General features: G+C 53.2%; 13 protein-coding genes and 1 other RNA gene. 3 read left to right on the forward strand and 11 right to left on the reverse strand.

Annotated elements, in window-relative coordinates; all coding sequences use genetic code 11:
* From VMW85_06660 to VMW85_06690, 7 genes are read right to left on the reverse strand one after another with little or no spacing between them, the layout of a single operon-like run.
* Positions 1–966: an alpha-ketoacid dehydrogenase subunit beta gene (locus VMW85_06660; protein ID HUT27707.1), complete on the reverse strand. Its 966-nt coding sequence runs from the start codon at positions 964–966 to the stop codon at positions 1–3.
* Positions 963–2,024 (reverse strand): pyruvate dehydrogenase (acetyl-transferring) E1 component subunit alpha, encoded by a 1,062-nt coding sequence (gene pdhA, locus VMW85_06665; protein ID HUT27708.1) that lies wholly within the window; start codon positions 2,022–2,024, stop codon positions 963–965. Before pdhA ends, VMW85_06660 begins: the two co-directional genes overlap by 4 nt.
* On the reverse strand, positions 2,018–2,899 hold the full coding sequence (lipA, locus tag VMW85_06670; GenBank protein HUT27709.1) for a lipoyl synthase: 882 nt from the start codon (positions 2,897–2,899) through the stop codon (positions 2,018–2,020). The genes pdhA and lipA overlap by 7 nt, the downstream gene beginning before the upstream one ends.
* A 27-nt stretch (positions 2,900–2,926) precedes the next feature.
* On the reverse strand, positions 2,927–3,985 hold the full coding sequence (locus VMW85_06675; protein ID HUT27710.1) for a uroporphyrinogen decarboxylase family protein: 1,059 nt from the start codon (positions 3,983–3,985) through the stop codon (positions 2,927–2,929).
* A 12-nt stretch (positions 3,986–3,997) separates the two neighbouring features.
* Positions 3,998–4,966 (reverse strand): ABC transporter substrate-binding protein, encoded by a 969-nt coding sequence (locus VMW85_06680; GenBank protein HUT27711.1) that lies wholly within the window; start codon positions 4,964–4,966, stop codon positions 3,998–4,000.
* 1 nt (position 4,967) lies between these two features.
* Positions 4,968–5,771, reverse strand: a complete 804-nt coding sequence (locus VMW85_06685; protein ID HUT27712.1) for an ABC transporter ATP-binding protein — start codon at positions 5,769–5,771, stop codon at positions 4,968–4,970.
* Between the two features lie 2 nt (positions 5,772–5,773).
* Positions 5,774–6,547, reverse strand: a complete 774-nt coding sequence (locus VMW85_06690; protein ID HUT27713.1) for an ABC transporter permease — start codon at positions 6,545–6,547, stop codon at positions 5,774–5,776.
* A gap of 276 nt (positions 6,548–6,823) precedes the next feature.
* On the opposite strand from VMW85_06690, the gene ffs reads away from it, so the two are divergent.
* Positions 6,824–7,135, forward strand: an RNA gene (gene ffs / locus VMW85_06695) — signal recognition particle sRNA.
* A 7-nt stretch (positions 7,136–7,142) separates the two neighbouring features.
* On the opposite strand, the gene VMW85_06700 is transcribed toward ffs, so the two are convergent.
* Entirely contained in the window at positions 7,143–8,150 is a 1,008-nt protein-coding gene (locus VMW85_06700) for a methanogenesis marker 2 protein (protein ID HUT27714.1), read from the reverse strand.
* A 46-nt stretch (positions 8,151–8,196) separates the two neighbouring features.
* On the reverse strand, positions 8,197–8,730 hold the full coding sequence (locus tag VMW85_06705; protein ID HUT27715.1) for a hypothetical protein: 534 nt from the start codon (positions 8,728–8,730) through the stop codon (positions 8,197–8,199).
* A 399-nt stretch (positions 8,731–9,129) separates the two neighbouring features.
* Between VMW85_06705 and nrdD the strand changes: the two genes are divergently transcribed.
* Both nrdD and VMW85_06715 read left to right on the forward strand, forming a co-directional pair.
* The gene (gene nrdD / locus VMW85_06710; GenBank protein ID HUT27716.1) at positions 9,130–11,097 is read left to right on the forward strand and encodes an anaerobic ribonucleoside-triphosphate reductase; all 1,968 of its coding nucleotides are present in this window, start codon (positions 9,130–9,132) and stop codon (positions 11,095–11,097) included.
* A 192-nt stretch (positions 11,098–11,289) separates the two neighbouring features.
* Positions 11,290–11,568, forward strand: coding sequence for a hypothetical protein (locus VMW85_06715; protein HUT27717.1), 279 nt, complete (start codon positions 11,290–11,292; stop codon positions 11,566–11,568).
* On the opposite strand, the gene VMW85_06720 is transcribed toward VMW85_06715, so the two are convergent.
* On the reverse strand, positions 11,569–13,185 hold the full coding sequence (locus VMW85_06720) for a site-2 protease family protein (GenBank protein HUT27718.1): 1,617 nt from the start codon (positions 13,183–13,185) through the stop codon (positions 11,569–11,571).
* A 31-nt stretch (positions 13,186–13,216) separates the two neighbouring features.
* Positions 13,217–13,600, reverse strand: coding sequence for a DUF6015 family protein (locus VMW85_06725; GenBank protein ID HUT27719.1), 384 nt, complete (start codon positions 13,598–13,600; stop codon positions 13,217–13,219).
* Between the last annotated feature and the right edge of the window lie 8 nt (positions 13,601–13,608).

Below are 13,608 nucleotides of genomic sequence, written 5' to 3' on the forward strand. Positions count from 1 at the left end.
CTAGAAGCTCATCGTACGTTCTATGCCCTCGATTATCATTCGTTCGTTGATGTAGTAGTGGTCCTCGCCTTTCGGCAAGGGTATGGTGATGTCCGGAGCGGTCACCCTCTCCACCGGTGCCTCCATGGACAAGATCGCCCCCTCGTAGATGCGGGCGGCGATCTCCGCCCCCAGCCCGCAGGTGCGAGGCGCTTCATGCACCACCACCGCCCGTCCAGTGCGTTTGACCGAGTTCAGGACGGTCTCGATATCCATGGGTGAGAGCGTCCTCATGTCGATGACCTCCACCGAGACCTTGACCTTATCGACCGCCTTTTGGATCAAAGGCATCATGGCCCCCCATCCTATCATGGTGACATCGTCCCCCTCCTGCACCACCCTGGCCTTTCCCAATGGCAGAAGGTACTCTCCGTCAGGCACCTCTTCCTTGAGCATGCGATAGGACCGTGTCGGTTCCAGGAACACCACCGGGTCCGGGTCTCTGATGGAGGCGGTCAACAGCCCCTTGGCCTCCAGGGGGGTGGAGGGAACGACCACCTTCAGTCCCGGGATCTGCGCGTAGAGCGCCTCGGTGCTCTCCGAGTGGTGCTCCAGAGCCTTGACCCCCGCCCCATAGGGCATGCGCAGGACCAGGGGAATGGTCATCCTGCCCCGGGTCCGATTGCGCATGCGGGCGGCATGGTTGATCATCTGATTGAGCGCGAGATAGGAGAAGCCCATGAACTGCATCTCCGCTATTGGTCGCAGACCGTTCATGGCCATGCCGATGGCGACGCCGGAGATGCCCGCTTCCGCCAAGGGTGTGTCGATGACCCTGTCCGCTCCGAACCTATCCAAAAGGCCTTCCGTCAATCGGAAAACTCCGCCGTCCACACCCACATCCTCGCCCAGGATGACCACCGAAGGGTCGCGCTCCATCTCCATACGCAGGGCGGTATTGATGGCCTGCACCATGTTCATCATCATCGACGCTCGCCTCCTGGACCCATCTGCCATTTGAGATAGGGAGGCATCTCGGCGTAGGTATGCTCAAAGACGTCCTTCCTGCTCGGTGCGGGAACAGCTTCCGCGGCGGCGACCGCTTCCTCGATCACCTTGGACATCTCTTTCTCTATCTCCCCCTCGTCGCTCAGGACACCTTCCGCTTTCAGATACTTCGCGAAGCGAGAGAGCGGGTCCTTCCGTTGCCAAGTATCCACCTCTTCTTTCGTACGATACTTCCTCCAATCATCGGAAGTGGTGTGGTCGCTCATGCGGTATGTGTAAGATTCGATGAGCGTCGGTCCTTTACCTTTCCGGGCACGGTCCACCGCCTCCTTGGCCGCCGCGTACATGGCCAAGATGTCGTTCCCGTCGACCAATATGCCCGGGAATCCATAGGCGACCGCTTTTTGCGCCAAGGTTGGTGAGGCGCTCTGCCGCTCCCTGCGGGTGGAAATGGCGAACTGGTTGTTCTGACAGACGAAGACGTTGGGGGTCTTGAATACCCCGGCAAAATTGAGGCCCTCGTGAAACTCCCCTTCCGATGTCGCTCCATCCCCGAAGTAGGCCAAAGTGACGATCTTTTCCTTCCTCAGCTTACTTGCATAGGCGATGCCCACAGCGTGGGGTATCTGGGAGGCCACCGGCACCACCGAAGGCGTTACGTTCGACCCTTCTGGATAGACATTTCCCAGCTCGTTGCCCATCCAGTACAGGTACAGCGTGCTCAACGGTATCCCCTTCCACAGCAGGCCGCCCATCTCTCGAAAGGCCCATAAAAGCCAGTCACCTTCCTTCAGGGCCATGGCCGGACCTATCTGGCTGGCCTCCTGTCCTCTGCTGGGCGGGTAGGCGCCCAATTTCCCCTGACGCTGCAACTTCACCGCCTTGTCGTCAGCCATGCGCGTAAGGACCATGGTGCGGTAGGCCTTGATGAGCACCTCCTTGGACAATTTGGGCATCAGGGAGCGGTCCACGGCCCCTTCTTCATCCATCACGCGCAGCATCTCTCCTTTCAAGGGATCGAACTCGTCCGTTAACATCTTCCAGCACCAGCCTCTCTCATGAGATCCAAAGCTTTGTACGACGATCTGACGAGCGGTCCGGCCATGACCCCTTTGAAACCGAGGGAACGAGCCATCGCCCTCAGTTCGTCGAACTCGGATGGATGCACATAACGATCCAAGGGCAATGACGATCCCAGTGGTGGAAGGTACTGTCCGAGGGTGAGCAGGTCCACCTTTGCTGATAGAAGGTCCAGCATGGCCTGTCTGATCTCCTCCCTCTGTTCACCTAACCCAAGCATGAGCGAGCTCTTGGTCAACGAACTTGGATCGAACCATTTGGCCATTTGGAGAACGTCCAGGGAACGTTCGTAAGAGGCTTTTGGGTCCCTTACCCATTGCAATGAACGCACCGTTTCCAGATTGTGCCCCAGAACATCAGGCGAAGAACTGACCACTTTCTCCAAGCCCTCCTTATCACCTTGAAGGTCAGGGATGAGCACCTCCACGCTAGTATCGGGGACCATCCACCGTATGTTTCTCACAACCGCGGCGAAAATGCCAGCTCCTCCGTCCTCCAGATCGTCCCTGGTGACCGAGGTTATCACCACATGCTTCAGTCCCAGGGAACGCACCGCTTCGGCCAGTCTTTCCGGTTCCCCTTCATCGACCCCTCCTTCCGGACGGCCGCTGGGAATGGCGCAGAAGCGGCAGTTCCGGGTGCACCTTTCCCCCAGTATCATGAACGTGGCGTGACCGCTGCCCCAGCACTCCCCCAGGTTCGGACAGCGGGAAGAGTCGCATACCGTCCTCAACCCTGATGATAGCATACGCCTCACTTCTGATGAATTGGATGTAGATAGGCCCTTTATCCGAAGCCAGGGCGGTTTACCATCAAGGTCCAGTGAGGGCATGCACTGAAATATATGTCCCCTCAGGGTTCATATTCCTTTCTCAACCCCATAATTTCTGGCGCATCGCATCATGATCTCCACGTTCTCCAGTGGCATGCCCCGATGCAACGAGCAGGAGCACATGAACACATATCCTGTCCAAGGTTGGAAAAGATGGAGGTACGCCTCCGTCTCATCGATGATCTTCTCCTCGGGACCAAGCAGAAGCGTGGAGAACGCGTCTATTCCCCCCATGAGGGCGATCCTGCCTCCCATGAGATCCAATAATTTCCGAGGATCGTTCCGTTCGGCGAACTGAAAACCCGCGATCCCCGTTGCTAGGATATCGTCCAATAATGAGATGTTCGCGTTAGCGCTCATATCTCCGTGCGGGTGGAATATCGTCGGAAGAGCAAGGACCCTGGCGGTCCTGTTCAATCGGGCCAGGCCGGGCATTGTATAGGTTCGGAAAGCCTCCGGCCCGAAAATGTCCGGATTATCAGAGGCCGCGGCAATGAAGGCGCAGTCCAGAGATGCGGCGGAATCCACTGCCCGCAGGTATTCATCACCCAGTTCGGTAGCGTAGTTAACGTATTCCCCGGCCAGCCCAGGATCGAACTGCATGTCCAAGGCCAGATTTTCTATCCCGCGGAGTAACGCCGCCTTGGTCAACGGTCCCTCCAGGTTGCAGACCACGGCCGTGGTATCGCCCAATGATCCAGCCACCTGCGCGTAGCACTTCAAGACGTTCGGGAATGGACCATCCCGTTTTAGGTCCAAGAGATCGAAGGAAGGGTCGTTGGTGCTCTGAAATGGATGCACCACAACGCTAGGTATGCCCCATTCCGGAAACCGTACCTGGCCGCCCAATAGTTCGATCTCCATACCTACGTAATGGATGCATCCCACCACCGCATCCTGGTCCAAGCGGTGTTGCAGGGCGATGATCGAACGGGATGCTTTGTCCGCATCGTACATCCCGGCGCAAACCTCGGGAGTGGTAAGTCCCGATTCATCCAATCCCAAGGTCAGGTCCCTGAGGAATATCGGCGCCCGGTCCGGCGTCCTTCGTCCCAGGGAGGTGAGGAACCTTTCCTTTCCGTTCATTTGCCTCATACCTCAATCCTTCAGCAGGAAGCTCAGCTCCACATGCGCCATAACATCCGGTAAGGCCGTTATCTTCCCGAAGTCCAGAAGGACCTGGGCGGTCATGTTCATGCTGAGCACGTCGGTCTCGTTAAAACCGACCTCGAAGAACTGCATTGCACTGCAGCGAGACTGGTCAGCGATTGAGAGGCCGGTTCGGGAGGCGCATATTTCCATGGCGTCGTCCCAGTTCTCCATTATGAACTGATTGCTCTGGTCCAAAGCCTTCACGACCGCTTTTATGGCTTCCGGTCTATCGTTCAAGGCCTTCTCCGAGGCCACCAGCACGATGGGGAAAGTGCTCCCCAATCCTGAGGAGTTGCCCAACTCGTGCACATCGTCCCCGCAAAGGTTCTCGGTGTTCACCGCCCAAGGTTCGCTACCCACCATGGCATCGATCTGGTGGAAGGCCATCGCTTCTGGGATGTTGGACGGGGCCATGGGTACAATGGTGATGTTGTCCGCATTCACCCCGTTCACCTCGCACCATTGCAGGAAAGCCCCATGGCTACTGGAGGTCTCCTGCAGTCCGACCTTCTTTCCTTCCAGGTCCTTAGGCTCAAGGATAAGGTTCCAGGCAATGATGCGATGCATCCCCGCTGCCCCTATGAAACGAGCTACGATCTTAGCACCTGTGACCTTGGTGATCACTTGCACCGCCGGGGCATCGCCCATGGCCGCTAGGTCGGCCGATCCGGTGATGAGCGCCTCAGCCGCCAGGATGCCGCCGGTGACCAGTTTGGTGCTGACGTTCAATCCATGATCGGCGAACATGCCTTCTTCGTTGGCCACGATCAACGTCTCGTAGTTTACTTTCTCCGAATAGGCGATGGTAATGTCCATATCGCCCTTCGAGGGGGGAAGTAGCAGGAAGGCCGCACCCAAAGCGGATATGATCACTACGACCCCTATCAATAATGTCAGATATTTTCGTTGTACCATCTTAGGTCACCTTGTCAAAATTTATGAACGAAACACTGGGGGCGCTCTGGGCGCAGGAGCACACCTGCAGACATCTGATCATTTCCTCCTTTAACCTGACCATCTCCGGGGAGGAAGGGTTCCTTGGCCAGGGCATGTCTATCTTCCACTCCTTACTGATACGACCAGGGGAGGTGGACATTAGCACCACCCTGGTTCCAAGTATCAAGGCCTCGTCGATGCTGTGGGTGACGAAGACCACTGTCTTGGCCTCCCTTTTCCAAATGTTAAGCACCTCATTGTCCAATTTTCGCCTGGTCTGTTCATCCAAGCTGCTGAACGGTTCATCCATAAGCAAGAGGTCCGGGTCCATGGCCAGGGTACGGGCGATCGCCACTCTCTGCTTCATCCCCCCTGACAATTCGTTCGGTCTAGCATGGGAGAATTCCTCCAGTCCTACCAATCTCAGGTATTCCAGGGCCTTGGCCTCCCTCTCTCGGCGGCCTCCCCAAACATTTTGCAGGGAGAAGGTAACGTTCTGCAACACGGTCATCCAGGGGTAAAGGCTAGGTTCCTGGAAGACCACACCCCTGCTGGGAGAGGGACCGCTGACCTCATCTCCTTTGAAGAGAACCTCTCCCGACGTTGGCGTCTCGAATCCAGCCAATAGGTCGAGGGTGGTGCTCTTGCCGCATCCGCTGGAGCCGATGAGACATAGGAACTCACCTTCTTCGATGTCCAGGGAGACATCGTTCAGGGCCACCAGTCCTTTGCCCGTACGTGGGTTCACGAACGCCTTCGAGACGTGACGAAGAGAAGCAAGCATGTTCAGTCCTCCCGGTCCAATCCCAGGCGGTTACGTACCAGGTCCTCCAACTTCACGAACAGGAGCTTTTCTATGGTCAGGCCGATCAAGCAGATGACGATGATGCTGACGAAGGCCGCGGTGAAATCCAAATTGTATCTGGACTGGAATATGGAATAGCCCAGTCCGACAGCCACACCAACCACCATCTCCGCGGCTATGAGCACCCTCCATCCGTTGGCCAGGCCTAGGCGCATGCCTGTGATGATCGAAAGTGCCGCGCCGGGAATGAGGACCTTCGTGAATAGGGAAAGACGGTCCTTGCCGGACATGAGAGCGACCCGTGTATGGATCGGTGGGACCTGACGAATGCCTCCGGCGGTATTGATGACCACAGGTGGTAGGACCGTGACCAGAATGATGAAGACCGTCGCCGATTCTCCCAGTCCGAAAATGAGCATGGCGATGGGGATCCAGGCCAGACCGGGGATCATCTGCAGGATGTATATGGAGACCATACCGACATCGTGCAGTCGGTTCAAGGTGCCGAACAAAAGTCCTATGGTTACCCCGAGAACAAGGGCGATAACGTAACCCAGCCCCCACCTGTACAAGGAGGCTTGGGCGTGCGCGTAGATGTTCTCCCCGTTCACCTCTGCGCCGCCCAAGGACTGCCACAGGCTGGCGAACGCCTCCAGTGGGGTGGGGAAGGCCACACCCCTCAGGGAAATCATGGTCTCGGCCAATATCCACCATATTGCGATAATGAGGAGCACGCCCAGGGTAGCATTGACCAAGTCCTTTGCGAGCAATCTCCTTTTTTCCGGACGGAAGTCGAAATGAGATCGTCCTTCTCGCAGCGCCTCCAACACCGCCTCGGGGCGGTCTACTGTTCTATCTTCGACCAGATGACCACGCTCTTTGACATATGAATTTATTATTTGATAATAAACTCAATTAATGTTTGTGAATAACTAATAAACTATTTAATTCTTCAGAAGGAGTGTTGGACATCCCCTTATTTATCGCCGGACGTGCAGAATTTTTAAATACGCTCGATGGATAAGAGCATCCGCTAGGCTAGACCGGGACGGTCGGCGTGTCCTTATACACCGTAATCGTCGATATGCGGGGGTGACAGCGGGGGACGTCGTATCCGGAGCGTTAGAGGCCTAATCATTGGCGCTGAGGCCCTGTCCTACGGGGTCGGTGGCAGCATCGCGGTGCAGCTGGAGGGCGGCACACCTTGCTCTGATCGTGGGGAACGGGTCAGGCCCTGACGGGAACAGCCTTACCACGGATTACTTACGCTCGAAGGGGAGCGGGGCTGAGTCAGTGATTGGACAACCTCTATCGGTTCGAGCGGCAACCTCCGTCGCCTAGCACTTTTTTTTATTTCCCAAGCTCTACGGATTCCCAACCGACGGTGGATGTTGGTTTGCAACCGGTGATGATCTCCTTATCAAAATCGAACATTACCGCGTTCTGCTCTCCCTGCTTCACAATAAGTTGTTTTCCACCGTCCACCTTACCGATGATAGAACTGGTGACACCTACCGATGCGTACATTTCGATGATGCGCTGTGAGTGGATGGGGTCACAAGTGACGACGTAACCGCAGCCTTGATATGATTTCAACCATTGCGTCTGTTCCACCCCCGCAGGTCGAGGTATGCGGTCCAAGTCGACCAACGCTCCCTTTCCACTGGTCTCAAGTAACATGCCCAGTGTTCCAAGGGTACCGGGATTGCTGATATCCTTGCCCGAGTGGACCAACCCTTGCTTGGCGATCTTGTTCATTATGAGCATTTGTCGTCTCAGTATGGGGGATTCCTTCCTGGAGGTGGTGTCCCACGCATATGGTAGTGCGTCGGGATAGAAGCCATCTAGGTCCATACCCACGATGACATCGTCCCCTTCCAGGGCCGTGTGGCTAAAGATGGCCTCTCCAAACTCTGCTGTTCCTATGATGGCGATATCGATGGCGTCGTAATCACAATCTGGATGGGTATGGCCGCCAACAATAGGTACACCGAACTTTTTGACAGCCGATTCCATTCCTTTCATTACTTGAGAGCAGACGCGATTGTCCTTGACGGATAATATGTCCAGCATAGCTATAGGAACTCCACCCATAGCTGCAATATCATGAATATTGACCAGAACTGCGTAGTATCCGGCATAGAACGGATTGGTGCGCATCAGTGCCGGCATGATACCATCGGCGGCCAATAAGAGTAGATTTCCTCCCTGCTCGATCACCGCGGCATCCTCTCCATAGGAAGCAAGGATCTTGGTGTACGATTGTTTTGGGAAGAAATTGATGATAGCTGATATGCTTTTCTTCCTGGTCACTCCGGGGAAGTTCTTCAAACCCTCGACCAGGCTATTCAGGTCCATATCTCCCGATATAACATTTGTAGATTTATACATTATTTCCAGTAAATCATAACTCCAGTTTCGTTTGTTTAGTTTCCCTGACCAAATAAGTGGCCTCGGTATCGATAACGACAATTTGAACGATCAAACTTTGATACTCTTCTTCAAGCTCGTTGTTCGATGGTACATAGGCCTTACTACTGGTCGGTATCTTGAATCCCGCCTTGATCATGAACTTACGAGCTTCAGAAAGTTCTTCTTCTCGTGCTTGAATTCCGGGTGACGCATCCAATACTCTTGCTCTTTCCAGTTCTTCCTTGAATATCGGTCTCTTGAATAGTTTGTATAAGGTGTACAGGGTCAATTCCGCGTTCTTGTCTCCAACAATGGATCTCGCCTGTTCTGCTACCTTGATATAAATGTCCCTCTCTTTTCCGACTATGGGGGTATATATTTTCGCAGGAGGGACATCCCTTTCCTTGAGCACGTTAAGATCTGTCATCGCTCTTAGATAACCGGTCAAGGTCAAACGATGCATATCATAACCTCTTTTCTTCAGCTCTCGTGAGAGGTAGCTTATAGACCTTCCTTCTTCAGACAATATGGTAATGATAATCTGCCTAAGATCGCGGTCTGGATGAAACATATATGAACAGATATGGTAACAGATATGGTAATAATATACCTTTCCAAACACGATTGACAGGTGTTAATTGGTTACAGATTTAGTGCAAAAATTCATTTAAACCTAAGAACGGAATGACATATTCCCAAGTTTGAATGAAGTGAACGGACTATCTAAATAGGTCCCTCTTTTTCATTTAATAATAGAGAACGTGAGATGATGAAAAGCTCTGAAGCCCCCCGGAACGTACGAGCGTCAACCGAAACAGGAACGACTCTGATAAGCGATAGAGAGTCGACCGAATTATCCCTGTTCGTTCGAACCTCAGACGAAGAGATCAAGAAATGGGATAAAAGTCGGATATTCGAGGCTCTGATGAGAGAGACCGATATCAGCGAGGATGCCGCCGCCATCGTAGCCCGGGAGGTGGAGAAGCTTATTGGGGAACTACAGCTGGATGTCATAACCGCCCCACTCATTCGTGAATTGACCAATGCTAAGTTGGTAGAGTATGGTCTAGCCAAGATCCGTAGGCAGCACACCCGATTGGGAGTGCCTTTATATGACGCCAGACAGATCATTATGAGCCCGAACAAGGAGAACGCAAACGTTCCTCATGGGCCAGAAGCCACCAATCTAACACTGGCAGAGCAGATAAAGAAGGAGTTCGCCCTGTTAGAGGTGTTCTCTCAAGATCTGGCAGACGCACACATGCGAGGGGACATCCACCTTCACGACCTAGGCATGATCGATCGTCCCTATTGCAGCGGTCAATCAATAGAATACGTGAAGAAGTTCGGCCTCAACCTGCCGAACGCCATATCCATCGCTAAACCGGCCAAACATCCAGAGGTACTTATCGAGCAGGTGGTCAAGTTCTCAGCCGCCTTGCAAGGCAATTTCGCTGGAGCTATTGGCTGGGACGCCTTCAACCTGTTCCTCGCTCCATACTTGGTTGGAGTGGACGATGCTCGCATGAAGCAGTTGGCTCAGATACTCATTTTTGAGTTCGCACAACAGGCCGTCGCCCGTGGTGGGCAGTCCATATTCAGCGACCTGAACCTTTATTGGGAGGTACCGGACCACTTCCAGAACGTGGATGCCATCGGGCCTAATGGTCAGTTCACCGGTAAGGTCTACGGCGACTATGCCGAGGAGAGTCAGAGATTCGTCAACGCACTGTTCGATGTATACTTGGAAGGAGATGCCATGGGGCGGCCGTTCTTCTTCCCCAAACCGAACGTGCACATGACTGAGAAATTCTTCAAGACCGAAGGGCACGAAGCGTTCCTAAATAAGATATGCAACACCGCTACTGAGAAGGGCAACACGTATTTCGTGTTCGATCGCGGGGGAACCGCCAAGATATCCGAATGCTGCCGTTTGACCTTTAAACTGGACGATAACGATCTGAACGACGCGAAGACACCTTGGAAGATGAGGTACTCCGCGATGCAGAACGTCACCATCAACTTGCCGCGCATCGCTTACGAAGCTCACCAGGACGATGAGAAGCTCTTCAAATTGCTGGAGGAAAGGATCGAACTGGTCGCCCAAGCGCATCTTCAGAAGCGCGAATTTATTGGTAAATTGCTGGAAATGGGTAAATACGGTCCGCTGGCGCTGCTCACCATGAACTTGGATGGGGAACAGTACTATCGCTTCAACAAAGCATCCTTCCTCATAGGGATGGTCGGACTGAACGAACTTGTCCAATACCATACTGGCGAGCAGATGCACGAGAGCAAAAATGCCACCATGTTCGGTCTCAAGGTCATTTCGGTCATGAAAAAATATTCCGAGGTCATTGGTCAAAAATATGGTATCAAGATGCCTCTGGAGCAGACCCCTGCCGAGAGCACAGCCTACCGTTTCGCCAAGCTAGACATGAAATACTACCCGCTACAGGCGCCGACGGTCATCCGTGGCAACAAGAGCATCGGGGAGATATACTACACCAACTCCACCTACCTCAACGTGGGGGCACAGATCAGCGCCATCGAGAGAGTGAAGGCCGAGGGCCTGTTCCATCCGTTGATAGAGGCGGGGGCGCTCTCCCACGTTTGGTTGGGGGAGCACAAGCCTTCCGCGGAGAGTCTGGCTGCCTTCGTGATTAAAACCTTCAAGCACACTCAGAACTCGCAGATCGCCTTCAGCCCGGAGTTCACCTCCTGTCTCAGTTGCGGTAAGACCGCCCGGGGACTTAGGGATACATGTTCCTATTGCCACTCGCCAAACGTCGAAGGGATCACCCGTGTCACTGGGTTCTTCTCGAAGACCTCTGGTTGGAACAAGGGGAAGCTGGGAGAATTGAAAGAGAGGACACGCAACAACATCTCTTGAACGAGAAACGGTCGGGCTCCACCCACCTCTTTTTTTCTTTTTTTTATTTTTACCGATAAAGAGCAAATGTCATCCTTTTCACGATCAATGTTCAATAGTGAACCCTTCAGTCATTTCTTAGGCGATCTGGGAGGGTTCTTGAAAAGTATTATGTATCGTTAACACAGAAATGTAATACTGGAGTTTGAGCACATGGTGCATCTACAGGTCTCCGAGCATCGTGCGATCAACATTCGTAGGCGAAGCCTTTGCGATAATTGCTCGATAAAGAACTGTAACTCTTTTAGTCAAGGCAGGGTGATCGAATGCAACCAGTTCAAACCACCCTTTGTCGTATTCATGAAGTGCCGGGATTGCGGAGCCATCTACGATCCTTATCAGAACATTCGTTCCTTGGACTATGAGCTATGCTCGGAGTGCAACCACGCTGAAAGGGACCCCTTCCCCATCGCGTTGGTATGCTGTCCATGATCAGCCCAACAATCTCGGTCCAATGAGCTGCCAGACGATCAGGAACAGCACGAACATCGCCAGCAGATAGGTGATCGTATTAGTGTACTTCGTCCTCTCTTCCGATGAGGCGTTCCCCTTGAAACGCTTGACAATCGAATCAATACCATCGCGGAAGAGAAATCCTCCATCCAGTGGTACAGCCGGCAGTACGTTGGTAAGGCCGACCATCAAATTTATCCAGAATATCCAGTAAATGCTGTTGGCCAGGATCCAGAAGATATCCACCGGCAGGGCTCCCCATATTCCCGAGGCTTCGAACAGATCGGTGACCGGGCTCTGTATCGGGGAAAGTCCCTGGAACGGGAGGGCGATATATCCAAGGGATGACGCGATTATCGAGCTGAGATCATCAGCCCCCTTGTACGGGGTTGCTAAAAGTTCGACGATCACCTCGGGGCTGTTAACCCCGGCCCCCAAGTATGCTGAGTTAATGCCCATGAACCCGTAGTCTTGGAAATCGTCGTTAATTGATGCTGGACTTACGGTCTCGTAGTAATTCAGCCGGCTAACTAAAGTGATCGATGTGACGGACGTATCGACCACATAATCCTGTACATTTTCGTCATATGAAAGAACGGTGGCGTTTATCGTCTGACCACCATGGGTCTGTTTCAGTACGTTCACCAGACCATTCTCGTTGATGATCACGGTATCGTTGAGGGAATAGAGCATCATCCCGGACCTCATTCCAGCGTCATCGGCAGGATATCCCGCAGATATGGTGGTCAGTACCACCCCGGACGTCATCGTTGCTGTTGATATCTCATCATTGAAATAATAGGTGACGTTGACCTTGGACCCGGGGTCTGGAGCGTTATAGGATGAGAAATCTTCATATGAACTGATCTCCACATCATTTATCTCCACGATCTGAGCTCCGAACTTTAATCCCGCCATGTCGGCTGGCCCGTCGTTACTGACACTTATCACGATCGGATTATCCCTTATCGGTTCGACGTTGGCCATCATCGCTGATGAGAATATGAGGGCGCATACCAGACCTACGATGATGTTCGTGGCCGGTCCTACAGCGTAAACGTTCATACGTTTACGCTTTTCCACTTTACCTAGAGCTTCCTCGTCCGGTTCCACGAAGGCCCCCATAGGCACGATGAGAAGTAAAACTCCCATGGAGCGGATGGCCATGCCTCCCACGCGTGTGAGGATCCCGTGGGCGAACTCGTGAATTACGATGGCCACCACTAAACCCAGTATACCATACCACAAGGGGATGATCGGATTTATGCCCGGTATGCCCAAGATCATCTCCGGACCGGGAGCGCTCTCTGCAGGAATGCGATAGACGATGGTCGCTTCCCAGATCAACAACGCCATCATTAGGAACATGACCACTAAGCAAAGCCATTTGGAAACCACGGCATAATATTGCCAGAACCGCTTCGGTCTGGCTAGCCGATCGATGAAGTTCTTGCCACCTTGGGTCCTCCACATGAGAAATGGCCCGTAGGCGCTCATGCCATACTTCTTGAGCCATCCCCTTCGGTCAGCCATTCGCACAAAGGTAATGAATGCGATAATAGCGAACAGGACCAGCAGCAGGTCTTCGTACATCATTTGGCAGGAACAGAGCCTGGGTATAAAATACCTAACGCTCTCGGATCTCCCACACGTCCTCTGCCATGCCTGTATACAAGGTTTTGGGGTCGTTAGGGTCCAGGGGAACTTCGTCGGGAATATTTGCCACGCGTTTGATCTGGTCCTTTTTCAAGATCCAGTAATGAATACGCCATAGCTTCCCCTTCTTAAGGTGCACCTCCTCCTGGGTGGTGGTGAGGAAACCTTCTTCCTCCAGCATGTAGAAGACATCGCGATCTTCCGAGGTAAGACGGTTGTCTATGACCTCGTCAGTGTAACCGAAAAAGGAGAGGATGTACTCAGCAAGCTTTTCCAAGTCCTCTAGGGACATACCCTTCTTACCCATAGTATTGGATAATGCCTTTACTACTTCCTCCATACTTACTACTGTCAATTACCTTC

The sequence above is a fragment of the Methanomassiliicoccales archaeon genome, from assembly GCA_035527755.1.
GTDB lineage: Archaea > Thermoplasmatota > Thermoplasmata > Methanomassiliicoccales > UBA472 > UBA472.